The 18,607-nt window shown below is 63.9% G+C and carries 12 protein-coding genes and 1 riboswitch; of the genes, 6 read left to right on the top strand and 6 right to left on the bottom strand.

Features of this window, described 5'->3' with window-relative positions:
• Window positions 1–6: 6 nt before the first annotated feature.
• The 3 genes from HX851_RS41160 to HX851_RS41150 all read right to left on the bottom strand — a co-directional run bounded on the left by HX851_RS41160 (window position 7) and on the right by HX851_RS41150 (window position 3,722).
• Window positions 7–933, bottom strand: coding sequence for a carbohydrate ABC transporter permease (locus HX851_RS41160; protein WP_177056821.1), 927 nt, complete (start codon window positions 931–933; stop codon window positions 7–9).
• A gap of 137 nt (window positions 934–1,070) precedes the next feature.
• Window positions 1,071–2,381, bottom strand: a complete 1,311-nt coding sequence (locus tag HX851_RS41155) for an ABC transporter substrate-binding protein (protein ID WP_177056822.1) — start codon at window positions 2,379–2,381, stop codon at window positions 1,071–1,073.
• 435 nt (window positions 2,382–2,816) lie between these two features.
• Complete coding sequence (locus HX851_RS41150; RefSeq protein WP_177056823.1) at window positions 2,817–3,722, bottom strand: AraC family transcriptional regulator; 906 nt, start codon at window positions 3,720–3,722, stop codon at window positions 2,817–2,819.
• A gap of 133 nt (window positions 3,723–3,855) precedes the next feature.
• Here HX851_RS41150 and cobF point away from each other — a divergent pair, with 133 nt between their 5' ends.
• Both cobF and HX851_RS41140 read left to right on the top strand, forming a co-directional pair.
• The gene (gene cobF, locus HX851_RS41145; protein ID WP_177063862.1) at window positions 3,856–4,617 is read left to right on the top strand and encodes a precorrin-6A synthase (deacetylating); all 762 of its coding nucleotides are present in this window, start codon (window positions 3,856–3,858) and stop codon (window positions 4,615–4,617) included.
• 183 nt (window positions 4,618–4,800) lie between these two features.
• The gene (locus tag HX851_RS41140; protein WP_256262742.1) at window positions 4,801–7,059 is read left to right on the top strand and encodes a glycoside hydrolase; all 2,259 of its coding nucleotides are present in this window, start codon (window positions 4,801–4,803) and stop codon (window positions 7,057–7,059) included.
• A gap of 12 nt (window positions 7,060–7,071) precedes the next feature.
• Here the strand turns inward: HX851_RS41140 and HX851_RS41135 are convergent, their stop codons facing one another.
• On the bottom strand, window positions 7,072–8,361 hold the full coding sequence (locus tag HX851_RS41135) for a glycosyltransferase (protein WP_177063860.1): 1,290 nt from the start codon (window positions 8,359–8,361) through the stop codon (window positions 7,072–7,074).
• A 91-nt stretch (window positions 8,362–8,452) separates the two neighbouring features.
• A riboswitch (cobalamin riboswitch) is annotated at window positions 8,453–8,657 on the top strand.
• Between the two features lie 97 nt (window positions 8,658–8,754).
• Here HX851_RS41135 and cobW point away from each other — a divergent pair.
• From cobW to HX851_RS41115, 4 genes are read left to right on the top strand one after another with little or no spacing between them, the layout of a single operon-like run.
• A complete protein-coding gene (cobW, locus tag HX851_RS41130; RefSeq protein ID WP_177056827.1) occupies window positions 8,755–9,828 on the top strand; it encodes a cobalamin biosynthesis protein CobW in 1,074 nt (357 codons plus the stop codon).
• Window positions 9,829–9,832: 4 nt separating this feature from the next.
• Window positions 9,833–13,606: a cobaltochelatase subunit CobN gene (cobN, locus tag HX851_RS41125; RefSeq protein WP_177063859.1), complete on the top strand. Its 3,774-nt coding sequence runs from the start codon at window positions 9,833–9,835 to the stop codon at window positions 13,604–13,606.
• Between the two features lie 12 nt (window positions 13,607–13,618).
• Window positions 13,619–14,620, top strand: coding sequence for a magnesium chelatase ATPase subunit I (locus HX851_RS41120; protein ID WP_177056829.1), 1,002 nt, complete (start codon window positions 13,619–13,621; stop codon window positions 14,618–14,620).
• Window positions 14,545–15,294: a vWA domain-containing protein gene (locus HX851_RS41115; protein ID WP_177056830.1), complete on the top strand. Its 750-nt coding sequence runs from the start codon at window positions 14,545–14,547 to the stop codon at window positions 15,292–15,294. Before HX851_RS41120 ends, HX851_RS41115 begins: the two co-directional genes overlap by 76 nt.
• Before the next feature lie 21 nt (window positions 15,295–15,315).
• Here HX851_RS41115 and nirD read toward each other — a convergent pair whose 3' ends face one another.
• Window positions 15,316–15,690, bottom strand: a complete 375-nt coding sequence (gene nirD / locus HX851_RS41110; protein ID WP_177056831.1) for a nitrite reductase small subunit NirD — start codon at window positions 15,688–15,690, stop codon at window positions 15,316–15,318.
• Window positions 15,690–18,248, bottom strand: coding sequence for a nitrite reductase large subunit NirB (gene nirB / locus HX851_RS41105; protein WP_177056832.1), 2,559 nt, complete (start codon window positions 18,246–18,248; stop codon window positions 15,690–15,692). The genes nirD and nirB overlap by 1 nt, the downstream gene beginning before the upstream one ends.
• Window positions 18,249–18,607 lie beyond the last annotated feature (359 nt).

Here is an 18,607-nt window from a genome sequence, read left to right as displayed (position 1 = left end):
CGGGCCTCAAGGCTTGTCTGTCAGGTTTTTGCCGATCATCCGCACCAGGATGATCGCGGCGATATTGGCGATGATCACGGCGATCAGGCCGCCGGCCGAAGCCATGCCGACATCGAACTGCACCAGGGCCTGGTTGTAGATCAGGTACGCCAGGTTGGTCGAGGCATAACCCGGACCACCGTTGGTGGTGGTGAAGATTTCGGCGAACACCGAGAGCAGGAAGATGGTTTCGATCATCACCACCACGGCGATCGGCCGGGCCAGGTGCGGCAGGGTCAGGTGCCAGAAGATCGCTACCGGACCGGCACCGTCCAGGCGCGCGGCTTCTTTCTGTTCCTGGTCCAGGGACTGCATGGCGGTCATCAGGATCAGGATGGCGAAGGGTAGCCACTGCCAGGAGACGATGATGATGATCGACAGCAGCGGGTAATGGGCCAGCCAGTCCACCGGTTGCGCGCCGAACAGGCGCCACAGCGCGGCGAGAATCCCCGAGACCGGGTGGAAAATCAGGTTTTTCCAGATCAATGCGCCGACGGTGGGCATGATGAAAAAGGGCGAGATCAGCAGGACCCGGACGATACCGCGACCGAGGAACTCGGAAGCTTCCAGCAGGGCCGAGATCAGTACGCCGAACACCACGCTGATCAGCAGCACGCTGCCCACCAGCAACAGGGTATTGGTGGCGCCGGGCAGGAAGCCCGAATCGGTGAGGAAGTAGGTGTAGTTTTCCAGGCCGACAAACTGGTTTTCGCCCGGATAGAGCAGGTTGTAGCGGATCAGCGAAAAGTAGATGGTCATGCCCAGGGGCACGATCATCCACAGCAGCAACAGACCGACCGAGGGCGAGACCAGAAACCAGCCGGGATTACGCAGACGGCTTTTGCGCAGCGGCTGGGGTATATCCATATGGGCTTTGGCAGTGGAGGTATTCATGGTGTTCAAAACCGATTAGGTACAAGGAGCGGGCAATCTGCAGGAGCTGGCTTAGCGATAGCGACCGAACGATTGCCGCAAGGCTCAAGGGCCTCATCGCCGGCAAGCCGGCTCCTGCAGGGGACGGTGTGTCCCTGTTACTTCGGATATCCCGCGCGTTTCATTTCACGTTCGGTGAAGGTCTGGGCATCGGCCAGGGCTTTGTCGACGGTGGTCTGGCCGGTCAGGGCGGCGGAGAACTGCTTGCCGACCTGGGTACCGACAGCCTGGAACTCGGGAATGGTCACCAGCTGGATCCCGACATAAGGCACGGGCTTGGCGCTCGGGTCTTTCGGGTTGGCGGCCTTGAGCGATTCCAGAGTGATTTTGGCGAACGGCGCGGCCTTCATGTAAGCGTCGCTGTAGGTCGAGGCCCGGGTGCCCGGCGGTACGTTGGCGATACCGTCTTCCTTGGCCACCAGTGCCCCGTATTCCTTGGAGGTGGCCCAGCTGCTGAAGGTCTTCGCCGCGTCCTTGGCCTTGGAGCTGGTCGGGATCGCCAGGGCCCAGGAGTAGAGCCAGGCCGAACCTTTCTCGGTGACCTGGTGCGGTGCGTAGGTAAAGCCGACGTGATCGCTGACCTTGCTCTGGGTCTTGTCGGTGACGAAGGAGCCGGCGACGCTGGCATCGACCCACATGGCGCACTTGCCGCTGTTGAACAGCGCCAGGTTTTCGTTGAAGCCGTTGCTCGAAGCGCCGGGCGGGCCGGACTTCTTCATGGTGTCGACGTAGAAGTTCAGGGCGTTCTTCCACTCGGGGCCGTTGAATTCCGGCTGCCATTTCTCATCGAACCAGCGTGCGCCATAGGCGTTGGCGACGGTGGTGATCAGCGCCATGTTCTCACCCCAGCCTGCCTTGCCGCGCAGGCAGATACCGTACTGCTCCTTCTCGGGATGGTTGAGCTTGGCGGCGAACTCGCCGATCTGTTCCCAGGTCGGGCGCTCGGGCATGGTCAGCCCGGCGTCCTTGAACAGGTCGGTGCGGTAGTAGGTCATGGAACTTTCGGCGTAGAACGGCAGGGCGAACAGGGTGCCCTTGACCGACAGGCCGTCGCGTACCGAAGGGAAGACATCGTCGATATCGTAGGCGGCGGGCAGGTTGGTCATGGGTTCCAGCCAGCCCTTGGCGCCCCAGAGCGCGGCTTCGTACATGCCGATGGTCAGCACGTCGAACTGGCCACCCTGGGTGGCGATATCGGTGGTCAGGCGCTGGCGCAGGACGTTTTCTTCGAGGACCACCCAGTTCAGCTTGATATCCGGGTGCTCGGCCTCGAAAGTCTTCGAGAGCTTCTGCATGCGAATCATGTCGCTGTTGTTGACGGTGGCGATGGTCAGGGTCTGGGCGCCGAAACTGACGCCACTGATGGTCAGGCAGGTAGAGACGAGCAGAGCTTTTGCAATGGCTTTCATCGAACACTCCTCTTCTTGCGCGCGGCGGCGGTCGAAGGTCGGTTTATTGTTTTTGTGTCTTCCGGTGTCCTGGAAGAATCTGCAGATGATTACAGCCCTCAATCGCCTGGCTGACAAATCCTTGACGACACTTTAATCGGTACTTTTTTGCACTGAGGCGGAATGTCGCAGGTCTGGGAAACAGCTGCTCGGGAGGGGATGGCTCGGAATCAGGCCTTGGGGGAGGGGTAAATCAGTACAGGTTCGGCTGCAAAAAAGCGTCAGCCGAACGCCTGATCTTTCCTGTTTGATCATTTTGATCGTTCCCACGCTCCGCGTGGGAATGCCTCGCTGGACGCTCTGCGTCCGCTTCAAAGGCTTCGCGGGCAAGCCCGCTCCCACAGCGTCACGGGCTGCATTCCCACGGGGACCGGGGGAACGATCAGTATTGGCTTTTCAGCCGAGGTTCTGCTCGGTCAGGCGTTGCACCACCAGGCGTCGATAATGGGAGGGGGTCATGCCCTTGAGCTGCTGGAAACGTCGGTTGAAGTTGGAAATATTGTTGAAACCGGACTCGAAACACACATCGGTCACTGGTTTGTCGCCGTCGGCCAGCAGTTCGCAGGACTTGCTGATCCGCAGGCGATTGACGAATTCGACGAAGCAGCGCCCCGTGGCCTGCTTGAACACCCGGGAAAAGTACGTTGGTTTCATCCCCAGGTACTCGGCGACCTCTTCCAGCGGCAGTTCGCGGGCGTAGTGGGCAAAGATGTAGTCCACTGCGCGGTTGGTGCGGTCGATATTGTTCTCGTCGGCCAGCTGCGGGGTGGTGGCCCCGGAGAGCAACTGGTAATCGGTGCAGCCGCTGAGCAGTTCCAGCAGGATCAGGAAGTGCCCCAGGCGCGTTACGCCCTGGGCATCGGCGATACGCTGCATCAGTTGCGTGGCCTGGCGAATGGTGTCCTTGCAGCGGAACTCGATGCCGTATTGGGCGCGCTCGAGCAACGGCGTCAGGGTTTTCAGCTCGGCAAAAATCTGGTGTCCTTCCTCGAACAGCTCCTCGGTGAAGTTCACCAGCATGTCGCGCTTGGGCACCACTTCGTCCTCGGCCACCTGACTGATCCAGTTGTGGGGCAGGTTGGGGCCGGTGAGGAACAGGCTCTGCGGGTAGAAATTGCCGATATAGTCGCCGATGAAGACCTTGCCTGAGCTGGCGACGATCAGGTGCAGCTCGTATTCCTTGTGGAAGTGCCAACGCACCAGCGGGCAGGGAAAACCATGCTGGCGATAGATGATGGACAGGCCATTATGGTCGTCCATCAGTTCATAGGAAGGATCGGTGACGCGGGCTGTTCGGGTCATTGGAGGCGCTTTTATTGTTATCGCTACCCGATAATGCCTCCTTCGCGAGCCGGCTGCCAGCCTTGTACAGACGGTCGGATCAGCCGAACCTGCCCGCCATGGCGTTGCGGTCCCTCTATTCAGGAGCAAAACAGTGAAGAGCGTTCTATTGATTGGTATCGGTTCCGGTCATCCCGAACAGATCACCGTACAGGCCATCAAGGCCCTGAACCGCGCCTCGGTATTCTTCCTGCTGGACAAGGGCGAGGCCAAGGATGAACTGGTGCGTTTGCGCAAGGAGATCTGCCAGCGGTATATCGAGCAGCCGGGTTATCGCCTGGTGCAGGTCAGCGATCCGCTGCGTGAAGACAATGAGGTGACCTACCAGGCCGGTGTCGAGCGCTGGCATGCACAGCGCGCGGAGCTGTTCGCGCGGCTGATCGACGAGGAACTGGCCGAGAACGAGTGCGGCGCCTTTCTGGTCTGGGGCGAGCCGGGACTGTATGACAGCACCCTGCGCATCCTCGATCGGGTCGTGGCCCTCGGCGGTCCGGTGTTCGAGGTCGAGGTGATTCCCGGGATCAGCAGCGTGCAGGCCCTGGCGGCACGCCACCGCATTCCCCTGAACCGCATCGGCGAGCCGATCCGTATCACCACGGGCAGACGCCTGGAGGCTGCCGATCTGGACAACGTGGTGGTAATGCTCGATGCGCACTGTGCTTTCGGCCAGTTCGCCGATCAAGAGCTGGAAATCTACTGGGGGGCATACCTGGGCACTGAGGACGAACTGCTGGTGAGCGGCAAGCTGCACGAGGTGCAGGGGCGAATTCGCGAGCTGCGCGAGGCTGCCAGGTTGAGCAAGGGCTGGATCATGGACACTTACCTGCTGCGTCGGCCCCTGAATCCGGATCAGTAAGTACGCTGGCATTGATCGGGCGGTTTTCCTGTATTGCTACGAGACGGTTCCTACAGAGAAGGCAGGCAGTGTCGTTTAGTGTCCGCAGCATTCAAAAACCGCCTGCGAGACTCTTATAACGCCATGAACTGCGTACTCGGTATTGATCGACTTCAGTGGCTGCCCCTGACGCTTGTCCTGTGCTTGACCGGTTTGCCTGCGTTCGGACATTCGCTGGTCGAACTGCCCTACAGTGGCGGGACGTTCAGCATCGACCCGGTCACCCTGGAAACGACCTTGCGCCGCGACAATGGCGAAGTCTCGGTACTCAGTGCGGCGGCGTTCCCCGAGACGGCAAGGATCAGCGACCTGGCAGGCCGGCACTGGCGTATTCGCAACGGCTCCGAACAGTTCCAGGTCGAGGTCGGGATCGAGCAGGACGCGTTGCGCCTCTCGGTAAGGGCCGCTCAGCCGGCTCGCCTGGACTGGCCCAGACCCGTGGAGGCAAAAGCCATCGAGGCCCACGCCATACCGTTCGGCGAAGGCAGCTATATTCCCGGCGACGATCGCCAATGGCTGGACTGGCTGGTACGGCGTTATGAGCCCGATGCGCTGAACGGACTGCTGTCGATGCCGTTCTGGAGCGAGCTGCGCGCGGATCATTCGGTGACCTGGCTGGTGCAGACCCCGTTCGATACCCGTTTCAGCGTGATCGAGCAGGATCAACGACCGTTGCCCCGGCTCAGCCATGAGTTCAACCGGCTGTCCGAGGGCGCGGCGTATACCGTCAGCGTGGCGATCGGTCCGCGGGATCCTCTGTACGGCGCGCGTTTCTATCGCCAGTGGCTGCTGGAGCACGGCCGCTTCGTTTCGTTGAAACAGAAGATCGAGCGCCAGCCCCAGGTCGCCAGGCTGGGTGGCGCTCCGCATATCTACCTGTGGGGCGCCGGCCCCTTGAAAACCGGGGATATTGCCGACTGGCCGGCGTTCCTGAAGTTTTTTGCCGCGCGCCGGGCCGATCCCCGCCATCTGACCTCACGCTTGTGGGAAGCATTCGACCCACAAGCGCGGGAAAATTTCGTCGCTGCACTGCTGGAAGCGGAAGCTCGGGAGGCCGTTGTATCGACCTTCGGCAAGATCGAAGTGACCCGTGCGCTGAATGCCGCGTTGCAGCATGCACTGCCGCCGGCACCGGTGGAGCCGTTGCCGGGCAATCATGATCCGGCAGCCAACGTGGTCTGGGGCCATGTGGTGCGCGAGCAATTGGTCGAGGCCTTCGGCCCCTGGCTGATGGCGCCTCGACGCTGGGGCGGCGGCCTGTCGCTCGATACCGTGGCGGCCCTGCAGCAAGCCGGCCTGACCAAGGCCTGGCTCGGCGCGGATGACTGGCGTGACGCGATGTGGCACCCCGAAGCGGTGGAGGCGGCCAAGGCCTCGGGTTATCTGGTGGCCGTCTACGACAGCTATGGCAGCGCACACCCCTCGAACCTGCGGGCGACCTGGGCCACGGCGCAGATGGGCGATGAACTGGCGGCCGCCGGTTATCGCGACAGCAAGGGCGACAAGGTTCGCGGTTTCAGCGGTCGGGGCGTCTATGTCAACGCCCGGCTGGTCGAACCCTACGCGCAACGAAGGATCTCCGCGGTGGCGCGGGCGGCACGTCTCAACAGCTATTTCCTCGATGTCGATGCGGCCGGCCCCGAACTCAAGGACTACACCCCGGGCCGGGAAACCAGTGAACGTGAAGATGCCGAGGCGCGGACCCGCCGGTTGTTGTTTCCGACCCGCACACTGGACCTGGTCACGGGTAGCGAGGGCGGGCTGGCGTCCTACGCGCCGAGCATCGCCTACAGCCATGGCATCGCGACCCAGCCGTTTGCCTGGATGGACCCGGATATCGGCAAGAACAAGCAGTCAGTCTATTACCGGGGCGGCTACTGGCCGCCGGAAACCCCGGCGCTGTACTTCAAGCCCGTGCCCCTGAAGCCGTCGCTCGCGCGCTTCGTGACTTCCGCGGAGTTCCGGCTACCGTTGTATCAGCTGGTGCTCCACGACAGCCTGGTCAGCACGCACCATTGGGAATACAGCTCGTTGAAGTTTTCCAGCGAGCGCGAGCACACGGCGCTGCTGCAGTTGCTGTACATGGTGCCGCCGCTGTATCACCTCAATGATCGGGTGCTCGCCCGCGACCTGCCGTTTATCAGTGCCTATGACCGGGTGTTCCGACCACTGCACGAGCGTCTGTTCGTCGAACGCATGAGCGATTTCCAGGTGCTGTCGGCCGATCGCCAGTTGCAACGTTCGGTGTTCGCCGACGGCACCCTGATCACCGTGAACTTCAGTCTGAAGACCCTGCGCTCGCCGGAAGGAAGGCGCCTGCCGCCACGTTCGGCGCTGGTGCTGGTGCCGGACCAGGAGCCGCAACTGATCGAGATCGCCCGGCTTTTCGCCGAGGCGTCATGAGCGATATGGCCTTCAGGCTATGCGGTTTTTTGCTTCGATCCACTGGGCCATGTACTGGGTGCTCTTGTGATGGTGATGACGCAGCATCGCGCCGGTGAAGTTGTCGCGTCGATGCTGCGCCAGTTGTTGCCGGCACTGCTCGATGCGTGCCACCAGGGCCGGGCCGTGGAACCTGCGGTCATAACGGGCCGCCAGCAGGGCCTTGCCGTCGGCCTGGGCCCGCAGCCATGACGGCTGGTCCCGGTACAGGCGGACCGCCGCCTGCGCCAGGGCGTCGGCGCTGGTCGCGATGGCACCGGGCCAGGGCAGTTCGCCGTGCATCGCCTCGGCACCGATCGGCGTGGTGATATTCGGTGTGCCGCAAAGCATCGCATCGGCGAGCTTGCCCTTGATACCGGCGCCAAAGCGCAGCGGCGCCAGGCAGATACGCGCGGCACTCATCACCTGCAGGGCGTCCTCGGCCCAGTTCATCACATGAAAACCCTGGGTGGGGTTGTGCAATGCCGTCGCTTTCGGTGGTGTGTAGGCGCCATAGACATGCAACTGCGCACCGGGCAGTTGCTGGCGGATCAACGGCCAAAGGGTGGTTTTCATCCAGAGCACCGCGTCCCAGTTCGGCGCGTGGCGGAAATTGCCGATGCTGAGGAAGTGCGCGCGGTCCTCGAAGGGGCTGAACGCCTCGGGCTGCCCGACCATCAGCGGACACCAATGCAGCAAGGCGGGTGGCACCCTGAACTGCTCAGTGAGCAACTGGATCTCGACATCGGAAATCATCAGGCTGAGGTCCGAGCGATAGATCGCGGCGATTTCCCGCTGGGCCAGGTCGGTGTCGCTCATCTGCCGGAACACTTCGCCCAGCTCGGGAGCGAACAGCGCGGTGAAGTCGTTCGGGTCCGGATCGGCCTTCAGGCGCTCCTTGAGCTGCTGCTGGCGGGCATCGCGCAGGCTTTGCAGGTCCGAGGTCTCCAGCACGCGCAGGGCGTCGGGGCAATGTTTCTCGACCCGCCAGCCGAACTGCTCCTCCATCATGAAACGGTCGAACAGCACCACATCCGGCCGCAGGGCCGAGATAAAGCTGTCGAAACTGCTGTTGTTGAGTTCGATGGCCTGCTCGGCGATGCCCAGAGCCTGCAGGTCTGCCTTGTGTTCGCCGATGCTGGCGGGGCTGGCGAAGGTGATGCGCCAACCGGCTTCGAGGAAGCTTTCAAGGATCTGCATCATGTGCCCGCCGGCGGCCGAGGAACGGGGTTCGGGCCAGACATAACCGATAACCAGGACGTGGATGGTGTCGGTGGCACTCATGGGCAGCATTTCCTTGAAGCGGGCAGGGCAGGAGAAGGGGGCGCAATTAAACCACAGCGGCCGCCGAGATTGACCTGTTCCGATGCACTGCGTAGCCTTGCAGGTTCGAGGTTCTTCGGTATCCGGCCGAAGCTAAGAAGGGAACGCGGTATGCCGCGGCTGCCCCCGCAACTGTGAGCGGTTTGACAGTCTTGCACGGCCACTGCCCTTGGGCGGGAAGGCGCGAGACAAGGTGAACGGAAGATTCCGGACACCCGACCGCAAGCCAGGAGACCTGCCTCGTGACAGATTCTCACTACAACCGGGCGGGGTGATCCGGTGGCGAACCTTTCCGTGCCCCCAGGGCGGCGGCTTTCGTCCCGTATGCCCGCTACTTTTGCCAAAGGGCATCCGATGAAAACACTGGCCAAACTTCCCGTCACCATCGTTACCGGCTTCCTCGGCTCGGGCAAGACCACTTTGCTGCGCCATATGCTGGACAACGCCCAGGGCCGCCGTATCGCGGTGATCGTCAACGAGTTCGGTGAACTCGGTATCGACGGCGAGATCCTCAAGCAGTGCTCCATCGGCTGCACCGAAGAAGAAGCCAACGGCCGCGTCTATGAACTGGCCAACGGCTGCCTGTGCTGCACCGTGCAGGAAGAGTTCTTCCCGGTGATGCGCGAGCTGGTGGCCCGTCGCGGCGACCTCGACCATATCCTCATCGAAACCTCCGGCCTGGCGCTGCCCAAGCCGTTGGTCCAGGCCTTCCAGTGGCCGGAAATCCGCAGTGCCTGCACCGTCGACGCAGTGATCACCGTGGTCGACAGCCCGGCCGTGGCCGCCGGCACCTTTGCCGCGTTCCCCGACCAGGTGGATGCCCAGCGCAAGCTCGACCCGAACCTGGACCATGAATCGCCGCTGCACGAGCTGTTCGCCGACCAACTGTCGAGTGCCGACCTGGTGATCCTCAACAAGGCCGACCTGATCAGCCCCGAAGACCTGGCCAAGGTCCGCCTGGAAGTGGCCGAAGAGCTGCCGCCGGCGGTGAAGGTCATCGAAGCCAGCAGCGGCCGCCTGCCGCTGGACGTGTTGCTGGGCCTGGGTGCCGGTTCCGAGGAGCATATCGACGGCCGCCACAGCCACCATGACCATCACCACGACGGTGACAGTGAAGATCATGACGACCACGATCACGATGCCTTCGACTCGATCTCCATCGAGTTGCCGCAAGCCGACGAAAGCCTGCTGCTCGATGCCCTGACCCAACTGGTGGTGCAACACGGCATCCTGCGGGTCAAGGGCTTCGCCGCGATTCCGAACAAGCCGATGCGCCTGCTGATCCAGGGCGTGGGCACGCGCTTCGACAAACACTTCGACCGCGCCTGGGGCGCCGACGAGTCGCGGGTCACCCGCCTGGTGCTGATCGGCCAGGAACTGGATGCCGCGCTGCTCGAATCGACCCTGCGCAACGCGCTGACGGCCTGATCCCATGCATCTGCTCAGGACTCAGCCCGGCGGCTTCGTGTCGGACGACAATATCGCCGACCTTGGACAAACCCCCGCCGAGCTGGTGATCCTGTGCAGTGGCGATTCAAGCCTGGCCTTGCTCGCCGCCGCGGCGCAGCAACTGCCCGAAGATTATCCCAGCCTGCGTCTGGCCAACCCGATGCAGGTACAGAATCATGCCTCGGTCGATCTCTATGTCGACCAGGTCCTGCAGCATGCCAAGGTCATCCTGCTGTCGCTGCACGGTGGCATCGGTTACTGGCGTTATGGTATCGAGCGCCTGGTGCAACTGGCCGAGCGCGGCGTGACCTTGATCCTGGTGCCGGGCGACGACCGTCCCGATCCCGAACTGAGCGACCTGAGCAACGTCCCGGCGGCGCAAGGCGAGCGACTCTGGCACTTCCTGCGCCAGGGCGGGTTGGGCAACGCCTTGCAGTTGTATCGTTGCCTGGCGACCACCTGGCTGGGGCGCGACTACCCCTGGCAGGAACCGCGGACCTTGCCGCGCACAGCGATCTATCATCCGCGTCTTGGCGACGCGCAACTGGCTGACTGGCGCGCTGACTGGCAGGCCGATCTACCGGTGGCGGCGGTGCTGTTCTATCGCTCGCACTTGCAGGCGGCCAATACCGCCTTTATCGACGTGTTCTGCCAGCGTTTGCAGAACGCCGGGCTGAACCCCTTGCCGGTTGCCGTGGCGAGCCTCAAGGAGCCCGCTTGCCTGGCCGTGGTCGAGGACTGGCTGGACGAGGTCGCGGCGGCGGTGATCCTCAATACCACCGGCTTTGCCCAGTCGAGCCCCGAAGCGCCGCATCTGCGCCCGTTCCGTCGCGATATACCGGTGATCCAGGCGATCTGCGCCCAGGACAACGAACCCGGCTGGCAGGCCAGCGAGCAGGGACTGGGACCACGGGATCTGGCAATGCATATCGCCTTGCCGGAGCTGGACGGGCGGATCATCAGCCGGCCGATCAGTTTCAAGGACCTGGCCTGGCGCAGCGAGCGCAGCCAGAGTGACGTGGTCTGCTACCGGCCGCAGCCCGAACGCATGGACTTTGTCGCCGAACTGGCGCGACGCTGGGTCGAACTGGCACAAGTGGCCAATGGCGACAAACGCATCGCCCTGATCCTGGCCAACTACCCGACCCGTGACGGGCGCATCGGCAACGGCGTCGGTCTCGATACGCCGGCGGCGGCCCTGAATATCCTGCGGGCATTGCAGGCCCGAGGCTACCCGTTGAGCGAGGAATTGCCCGCCAGCGGCACCGGGCTGATCCAGGCCTTGCTCGGCGGGGTCAGTAACGACCTCGACAGCCTTGACCTGCGGCCCTGTCACCAGAGCCTGGCGCTGGCAGACTACCAGGCACTGTTCGAGCGCCTGCCCGAAGCCAATCGCCAGGCCGTGCTCGCCCGCTGGGGCAGCGCGGAAAACGACCCGATGTTCCGCGGCGGGCGGATGATGGTCGCCGGCCTGCGTTTCGGTCTGACCTTTGTCGGCATCCAGCCGGCCCGGGGTTATCAGGTCGATGCCAGCGCGGTGTACCACGACCCGGACCTGGTGCCGCCCCATGGTTACCTGGCGTTCTACTTCTGGTTGCGTCATGTCTACGGCGCCCATGGCGTGATCCATGTCGGCAAGCACGGCAACCTCGAATGGCTGCCGGGCAAGGGCGTCGGCCTGTCGGAAAACTGCTGGCCGGATGCACTGCTGGGGCCATTACCGAATATCTACCCGTTTATCGTCAACGATCCGGGCGAGGGCGCCCAGGCCAAGCGCCGGACCCAGGCGGTGATCATCGACCACCTGATGCCGCCGCTGACCCGGGCGCAAACCTACGGCCCGCTGCGTGACCTGGAACTGCTGGCCGACGAGTACTACGAAGCGCAGTTGCTCGATCCACGCCGCGCCCGCGAGTTGCAGCGAGATATTCTCAAGCTGGTCCGCGAGACCCGCATCGACCGCGAACTGCAACTGGATGCCGGCCTGGACAGCGAGGCCGACGCGGCGATCTGGCTGCCGCGCCTGGACACCTACCTCTGCGACCTCAAAGAGTCGCAGATTCGCGATGGCCTGCACGTCTTCGGCGAGTCGCCGGACGGGCGCCTGCGCATCGACACCCTGTTGGCCCTGCTGCGGATTCCCCGGGGCGATGGCCGTGGTGCCCAGTCGAGCCTGCTGCGCGCCCTGGCCAAGGCCTTCGAGCTGGGTTTCGACCCGCTCGATTGCGCCCTGGCCGAGCCCTGGACCGGGCGCCGCCCCGAAGCCTTGCAGGTCCTCGGCGATGCTGCCTGGCGCACTGCCGGCGACAGCCGCGAGCGCCTCGAACTGTATGCCGCGCAACTGATCGAGCAATCCCTGGCCGGATCAAACGTTGTGCCGGACAGCGAACCCTGGGCCGATGTCCGCAGCATCATGGATGGCCTGTTGAGCAACGTCGCGCCGCGCCTGGATGCCTGCGGCCCGGCCGAGATGCAAGGCTTGCTCGCGGCCCTGGAGGGACGCTTCGTGCCGGCCGGGCCGAGTGGTGCACCGAGTCGCGGACGCCTCGACGTGCTGCCCACCGGGCGCAATTTCTTTTCCGTGGATGTGCGCAACCTGCCGACCACCACGGCCTGGCGTATCGGTTTCCAATCCGCCAACCTGATTCTCGAACGGCACCTGCAGGACCACGGCGATCATCTGCGCCAGCTCGGCCTGTCGGTCTGGGGCACGGCGACCATGCGCACCGGTGGCGACGATATCGCCCAGGCCATGGCATTGATGGGCGTGCGCCCGGTCTGGGCCACGGGCAGCCAGCGGGTCGACGACTTCGAGATCCTGCCGCTGAGCCTGCTGGACCGTCCGCGAGTGGACGTTACCCTGCGGGTCTCGGGTTTTTTCCGCGATGCCTTCGCCAACCTGATCCGCCTGTTCGACGCGGCGGTACAGGCGGTGGCGGCACTGGATGAGCCTGTGGACATGAACCCGCTGGCGGCCAAGGTACGCCACGAACGCGAGCAGTTGCAGGCCGAGGGGCTCGATACGGAGCAGGCTGCGCGCCAGGCCGGCTGGCGGATCTTCGGGGCCAAGCCGGGGGCCTATGGCGCTGGCGTGCAGAACGCCATTGACGGGCGTCTGTGGCAAAGCCGCGACGACCTTGCCGAGGTCTACCTGAACTGGGGCGGCTACGCCTATGGCGGCGCCGATGAAGGCACGGCCGCCCGAGACCTGTTTGCCCGACGCCTGAGCCAGGTCCAGGCGGTGCTGCAGAACCAGGACAACCGCGAGCACGACCTGCTCGACTCCAACGATTACTACCAGTTCCAGGGTGGCATGCTGGCGGCCGTGGAAAGCCTCAGCGGCGAAAGCGCGGCCAGTTACCATGGCGACCACAGCCAGCCCGACCTGCCGAAGATACGCACCCTCAAGGAGGAGCTGAACCGGGTGATCCGCTCCCGCGCAGCCAATCCGAAGTGGATTGACGGGGTCAAGCGCCACGGTTACAAGGGCGCTTTCGAACTGGCGGCGACGGTCGACAACCTGTTCGCCTTCGATGCCGCCACCCATTTGATCGACGATCACCAGTACGCCTTGCTGGCCGATGCCTATCTGCTCGATGCCGGCACCCGCGAGTTTGTCCGCGAGCACAATCCCCATGCCCTGCGGGATATGACCGAACGCCTGCTGGAAGCCCAGCAGCGTGGTTTGTGGAGTGAGCCCGGTGCCTATCGCGAGGCCCTGGAAAACCTGCTGCTGGATATAGAAGAAGATTCCTGAGGTGTATGCCCGATGAGTGATTCCCCGCATTTCCCGCTGTCGGCGGTGGTCGGTGCCGATGCGCTGAAACTGGCGCTGTGCCTGACCGCCATCGACCCGAAGATCGGCGGTGTGCTGATCGAGGGGCCGCGCGGCATGGCCAAGTCGACCCTGGCCCGGGGGCTGGCGGACCTGCTCGCCAGCGGGCAGTTCGTCACCTTGCCCCTTGGCGCCACAGAGGAGCGTCTGGTCGGTACCCTCGACCTGGATGCGGCCCTGGGCGAGGGCCGCGCGCAATTTTCCCCCGGCGTGCTGGCCAAGGCTGACGGCGGCGTCCTGTATGTCGACGAGGTCAACCTGCTGGCCGATCATCTGGTGGACCTGCTGCTCGATGTGGCGGCCAGCGGCACCAACCTGGTGGAGCGCGACGGCATTTCCCACCGACATGCGGCGCGCTTTGTGCTGATCGGCACGATGAACCCGGAAGAAGGCGAACTGCGTCCGCAATTGCTCGACCGATTCGGCCTGAATGTGGCCTTGAGCGGTCAGCCACTGCCGAGCGAGCGGGGGCAGATCATTCGGCGCCGGCTGGATTTCGACAGTGATCCGCAGGCGTTCTGCGAGCACTGGGAACAACAGCAGCAGGCGCTGCGCCAGCGTTGCCAACAGGCGCGGGCCTTGTTGCCGGCCATTGCCCTGGATGATCAGGCCCTGGCGCAGATCACCGAGCGCTGTTTTGCCGCCGGGGTCGATGGCCTTCGCGCGGACCTGGTCTGGTTGCGGGCAGCGCGTGCCCACGCCGCCTGGCGGGGCGCGCAGCGGATTGGCGAAGAGGATATCGAGGCGGTCGCCGAGTTTGCCCTGCGTCATCGGCGCCGGGAAAGTTCGCCGCCGGCCCCGGCATCGAGTCCTGCCGGCAGCACACAACATGAATCGAACGCGGCCCAGGGCCTGGGGCAATGGGGCGAGTTGCCGGCTCAGGTCCTGCCGGTGGGGGCTCGCCGGGAAATCCCGAGCTGGCCAAAAAAGCCTTAGGCATTCGCCCTCGACTGACGCCGGGGGCGAATGCCAAGGCCCGGGCGGGTCGGGTTCCACAAGGGCGCCAGGGTGCGAGTCGGGCCGGCGAAGGCGGGGCGATCAGTTGGGTCGAGACCCTGCTCGGTGGCCGGCCCCGGATGCGGCATGACCTGCGTTTTCGTCCGCGCAGCAGTTCGCCCCATGAATTGTGGCTGGTGATTGTCGACGCCTCGGCGTCCATCCGCCGCCAGCAGGCCCTCAGCGATGCCAAGGGCCTGCTGGCGCAACTGTTCGACGATGCCTATCGCCAGCGCGCGCGTTTGGCGTTACTGACCGCCAGCGGTCAGCGACCGCAGTGGCAGATCCAGGGCCTGAAGGCCTCCGGTGGCCTGCGCGGCTGGTTGGAGGCCTTGGGGGCGGGCGGTGGCACACCCCTGCTGGCGGCCTTGCAGGAGGCGAGCGAGTGGTTGGTCATACGGCAAAAGCGCTTTGCCCTGGAGCAGCAGCGGGTGCTGGTGCTGACCGATGGACGCCTCAAGGCCTGGACGGCACCGGCACCGTTCAACTGTCCGACGCTGTTGATCGACCTGGAGAAAGCGCCGATCCGCCTGGGCCGGGCGCGGCAACTGGCCAGTGAACTCGAGGCCGAGTACCGGCATATCGAGTCCCTTGAGCTGCCGCCGGCCCATTGAAACGCTGCCCGTCGGCGGCGTTCAGACCACCGCGATCTCCACCGCATCGCCGACCCAGCGTACCGGCCATACCCGTAGCCGTTGTTCCGGGTACTCCAGGCACATACCATCCTCCAGGCTGAAGTGCTGCTTGTATAACGGCGAGGCGATTACCGGCTGCCCCTTGATATTGCCGACGATGCCGCGACCGATCACATTCGCCCCGGACAACGGATCGCGGTTGTCGATGGCATACAGGGTCCGGCCCTGCGCTTCATCGGGCAGATAGAACAGGGCTACCTGGGCACAGTGGAACCAGACCACCACGCCGGAGTTTTCCACCAGGTCCTCGCGACGGCAGACCGCCTGCCACTGGAAGTCGTTGGCAAAGCTGTGTTGTGTTGTCGGCTGGCCCATCAGACCACCTCCTCGTGAGCGGGAATCAGGTTGAGTTCGTGTGCGCGCACCGGCCGGCGCTGCTCGCGTTCCTTGACGAACTGAATGTCCGGATCGCTGCGCTGGTCGTTGACGAAGGTGCGGAAGCGCTTGAGTTTTTCCGGGTCGCTGACCGCGTTGGCCCACTCGCATTCGTAGCGATCGACCACCAGCTGCAACTGACTTTCCAGTTCCGCGGCCAGGCCCAGGCTGTCGTCGATGATCACCGCCTTGAGGAAATCGAGGCCGCCTTCCAGGTTTTCGCGCCAGACCGAGGTGCGTTGCAGGCGGTCGGCGGTGCGGATGTAGAACATCAGGAAGCGGTCGACGTAGCGGATCAGGGTCTCGTCATCGAGGTCGGTGGCGAACAGCTCGGCATGGCGCGGGCGCATGCCGCCGTTACCGCAGACATACAGGTTCCAGCCTTTCTCGGTGGCGATCACGCCAATGTCCTTGCTCTGTGCTTCGGCGCATTCGCGGGTGCAGCCGGACACCGCCAGCTTGAACTTGTGCGGCGCGCGCAGGCCCTTGTAGCGATTCTCCAGAAGCAGGGCCATGGCCACGCTGTCCTGCACGCCGTAGCGACACCAGGTGCTGCCGACGCAGGATTTCACCGTGCGCAGGGATTTGCCGTAGCCGTGCCCGGTCTCGAAACCGGCGTCGATCAGCTCGCCCCAGATCTGCGGTAGTTCATGCAGTTGGGCGCCGAACAGATCGATGCGCTGGCCGCCGGTGATCTTGGTATAGAGGTCGTATTTCTTCGCCACGGCACCGAGGGCGATCAGCTTGTCCGGGGTGATTTCGCCGGCGGCGATGCGCGGAATGATCGAATAGGTGCCGTTCTTCTGCATATTGGCCATGAAGGTGTCGTTGGTGTCCTGTAGCGGCACCAATGACTTGTCCATGATCGGCCGATTCCAGCAGGACGCGAGGATCGAGCCCACCGCCGGCTTGCAGATATCGCAGCCGGTATGGCCCTTGCCATGCTGTTCGAGCAGGGCTTCGAAGGTTTCGATCCGGCCCACCCGCACCAGCGCGTAGAGTTCCTGGCGGGTGTAGGCGAAGTGTTCGCAGAGGCTCTTGTCCACGGCCACGCCACGGGCGATCAACTCATGTTCGAAGACCTGCTTGAGCAAGGCGCTGCAACCGCCGCAGCCGGTAGCTGCCTTGGTCTGTGCCTTGAGCGTCGAGAGATCGCCGCAACCGGCATCGATCGCGCAGCAGATCGCGCCCTTGGTGACGTTGTGGCAGGAGCAGATGGTCGCGGTCTCGGGCAACGCATCGGCGCCCAGGGCCGGTACGCCCTCGCCCTGGGGCAGGATCAGGCCGGCCGGATCCTGGGGCAGGGCAATGGCGTTCTGCACGTATTGCAGCAGGGTATCGTAGTAGCTGTTGTCACCCACCAGCACCGCGCCGATGACTTTCTTGCCTTCGGCATCGACCACCAGGCGCCGGTAACTGGCATTGGCCTCATCGATAAAGCGATAGCTGCGCGCACCGGGGGTGGCGCCGTGGGCATCGCCGATGGAGCCGACGTCGACACCGAGCAGCTTGAGCTTGGTCGACATGTCGGCGCCGTTGAAGCTGTCGAAGGTTGCCCCGGCAAGGCGTGCCGCGACATTGCGCGCCATGCTGTAGCCCGGCGCCACGAGACCGAAGACGCTGCCGTTCCACGAGGCGCATTCGCCGATGGCCGAGATGGCCGGGTCGCTGGTCTGGCAGTGCGAGTCGACGACGATACCGCCCCGTGGTGCGATCTCCAGGCCGCTGTTGCGTCCCAGCAGGTCCTGCGGGCGAATCCCCGCTGAGAACACGATCAGGTCGGTTTCAAGAAATTCGCCGCCGTCAAAATTCATCCGATAGCGATAGTCCTCGCCAGCAACGATTTCCTGGGTTGCGCGGGACAGATGGACACCGACGCCAAGGCTTTCGATGCGGGCCTTGAGCGCGGCGCCGCCATCATGGTCCAACTGCACCGGCATCAGCCGTGGAGCGAACTCCACCACGTGGGCTTCGAGGCCGAGGGACTTGAGGGCGTTGGCCGCCTCCAGCCCGAGCAGGCCGCCACCGACCACCACGCCACGGCGGGCATCGCTGGCCGCCTCGCGGATCGCGTCGAGATCGTCGAGGGTCCGGTAGACCAGGCGGGCCGAACCTTCGGAACCGGGAATCGGCGGTACGAAGGGGTAGGAGCCGGTGGCGAGAATCAGTTGGTCGTAGGCCTGGCGTCCGGAGCGGGTGACAATCTCCCGGTGTTCGCGGTCGATTTCCAGGACCTCGGCGCCCAGGTGCAGGTTGACCCCGTGGCGCTCGTACAACCCCGGTTCGCCGAGGGCGAGGGCATGGGCGTCCTTGCCGGCAAAGTATTCGGAGAGATGCACGCGGTCATACGCCGCTTGCCATTCCTCGCCGTAGACATGCAGTTCGAAGTGCAGCAGGGCACCGCGTTCGATCAGTTGTTCGACACAGTGATGCCCGACCATGCCATTGCCAACGATCACCAGTTTCTTGCGGCGTTCGACATTCACGATAGCGTTCATGGAGGTTCCTCGGATCACGGCCAATCACGGCTGGCCCAGCAAAAAAAATGCAAAAAAAACGCCTGGAGCCGAAGCTCCAGGCGCCTTTGCCTGGTGTTGTTTCCTGTTCTGTGAGTGATCGCCGTTGACCACCTGAACGGTCTGCCTGGTCATTCATGGCAGAGAGTAACGGGATAAAAGCAGGGAGCGTGCCAAGTGCCGGTTTGGTGGGTTATTTCAGTAGCGGCGCCGGGCTCGGATTGAAAAGTGAACCTTGTTGGTGCGTATTTAGCTCGGGTCACCAGTTATGGGGCGTCCTTGCGGCCGTTTTCGCGGGCAAGCCCGCTCCCACAGGGTTGGAGTCGTACACAACATTCAGT

Origin of the sequence: Pseudomonas gingeri (assembly GCF_013385635.1) — a bacterium.
In the GTDB taxonomy this organism is placed as follows: Bacteria; Pseudomonadota; Gammaproteobacteria; order Pseudomonadales; family Pseudomonadaceae; genus Aquipseudomonas; species Aquipseudomonas gingeri_A.
The sequence above is the reverse complement of the archived record's forward strand: the minus strand, read 5'-3'. Positions and strand labels throughout refer to the sequence as shown.

Bases quoted from the DNA above. Each gene is read 5' to 3' on its own strand.
- HX851_RS41160 (WP_177056821.1), bottom strand. From the start codon at position 933: ATGAATACCTCCACTGCCAAAGCCCATATGGATATACCCCAGCCGCTG.
- HX851_RS41155 (WP_177056822.1), bottom strand. From the start codon at position 2,381: ATGAAAGCCATTGCAAAAGCTCTGCTCGTCTCTACCTGCCTGACCATC.
- HX851_RS41150 (WP_177056823.1), bottom strand. From the start codon at position 3,722: ATGACCCGAACAGCCCGCGTCACCGATCCTTCCTATGAACTGATGGAC.
- HX851_RS41135 (WP_177063860.1), bottom strand. From the start codon at position 8,361: ATGAGTGCCACCGACACCATCCACGTCCTGGTTATCGGTTATGTCTGG.
- cobW (WP_177056827.1), top strand. From the start codon at position 8,755: ATGAAAACACTGGCCAAACTTCCCGTCACCATCGTTACCGGCTTCCTC.
- cobN (WP_177063859.1), top strand. From the start codon at position 9,833: ATGCATCTGCTCAGGACTCAGCCCGGCGGCTTCGTGTCGGACGACAAT.
- HX851_RS41120 (WP_177056829.1), top strand. From the start codon at position 13,619: ATGAGTGATTCCCCGCATTTCCCGCTGTCGGCGGTGGTCGGTGCCGAT.
- HX851_RS41115 (WP_177056830.1), top strand. From the start codon at position 14,545: ATGGGGCGAGTTGCCGGCTCAGGTCCTGCCGGTGGGGGCTCGCCGGGA.
- nirD (WP_177056831.1), bottom strand. From the start codon at position 15,690: ATGGGCCAGCCGACAACACAACACAGCTTTGCCAACGACTTCCAGTGG.
- nirB (WP_177056832.1), bottom strand. From the start codon at position 18,248: ATGAACGCTATCGTGAATGTCGAACGCCGCAAGAAACTGGTGATCGTT.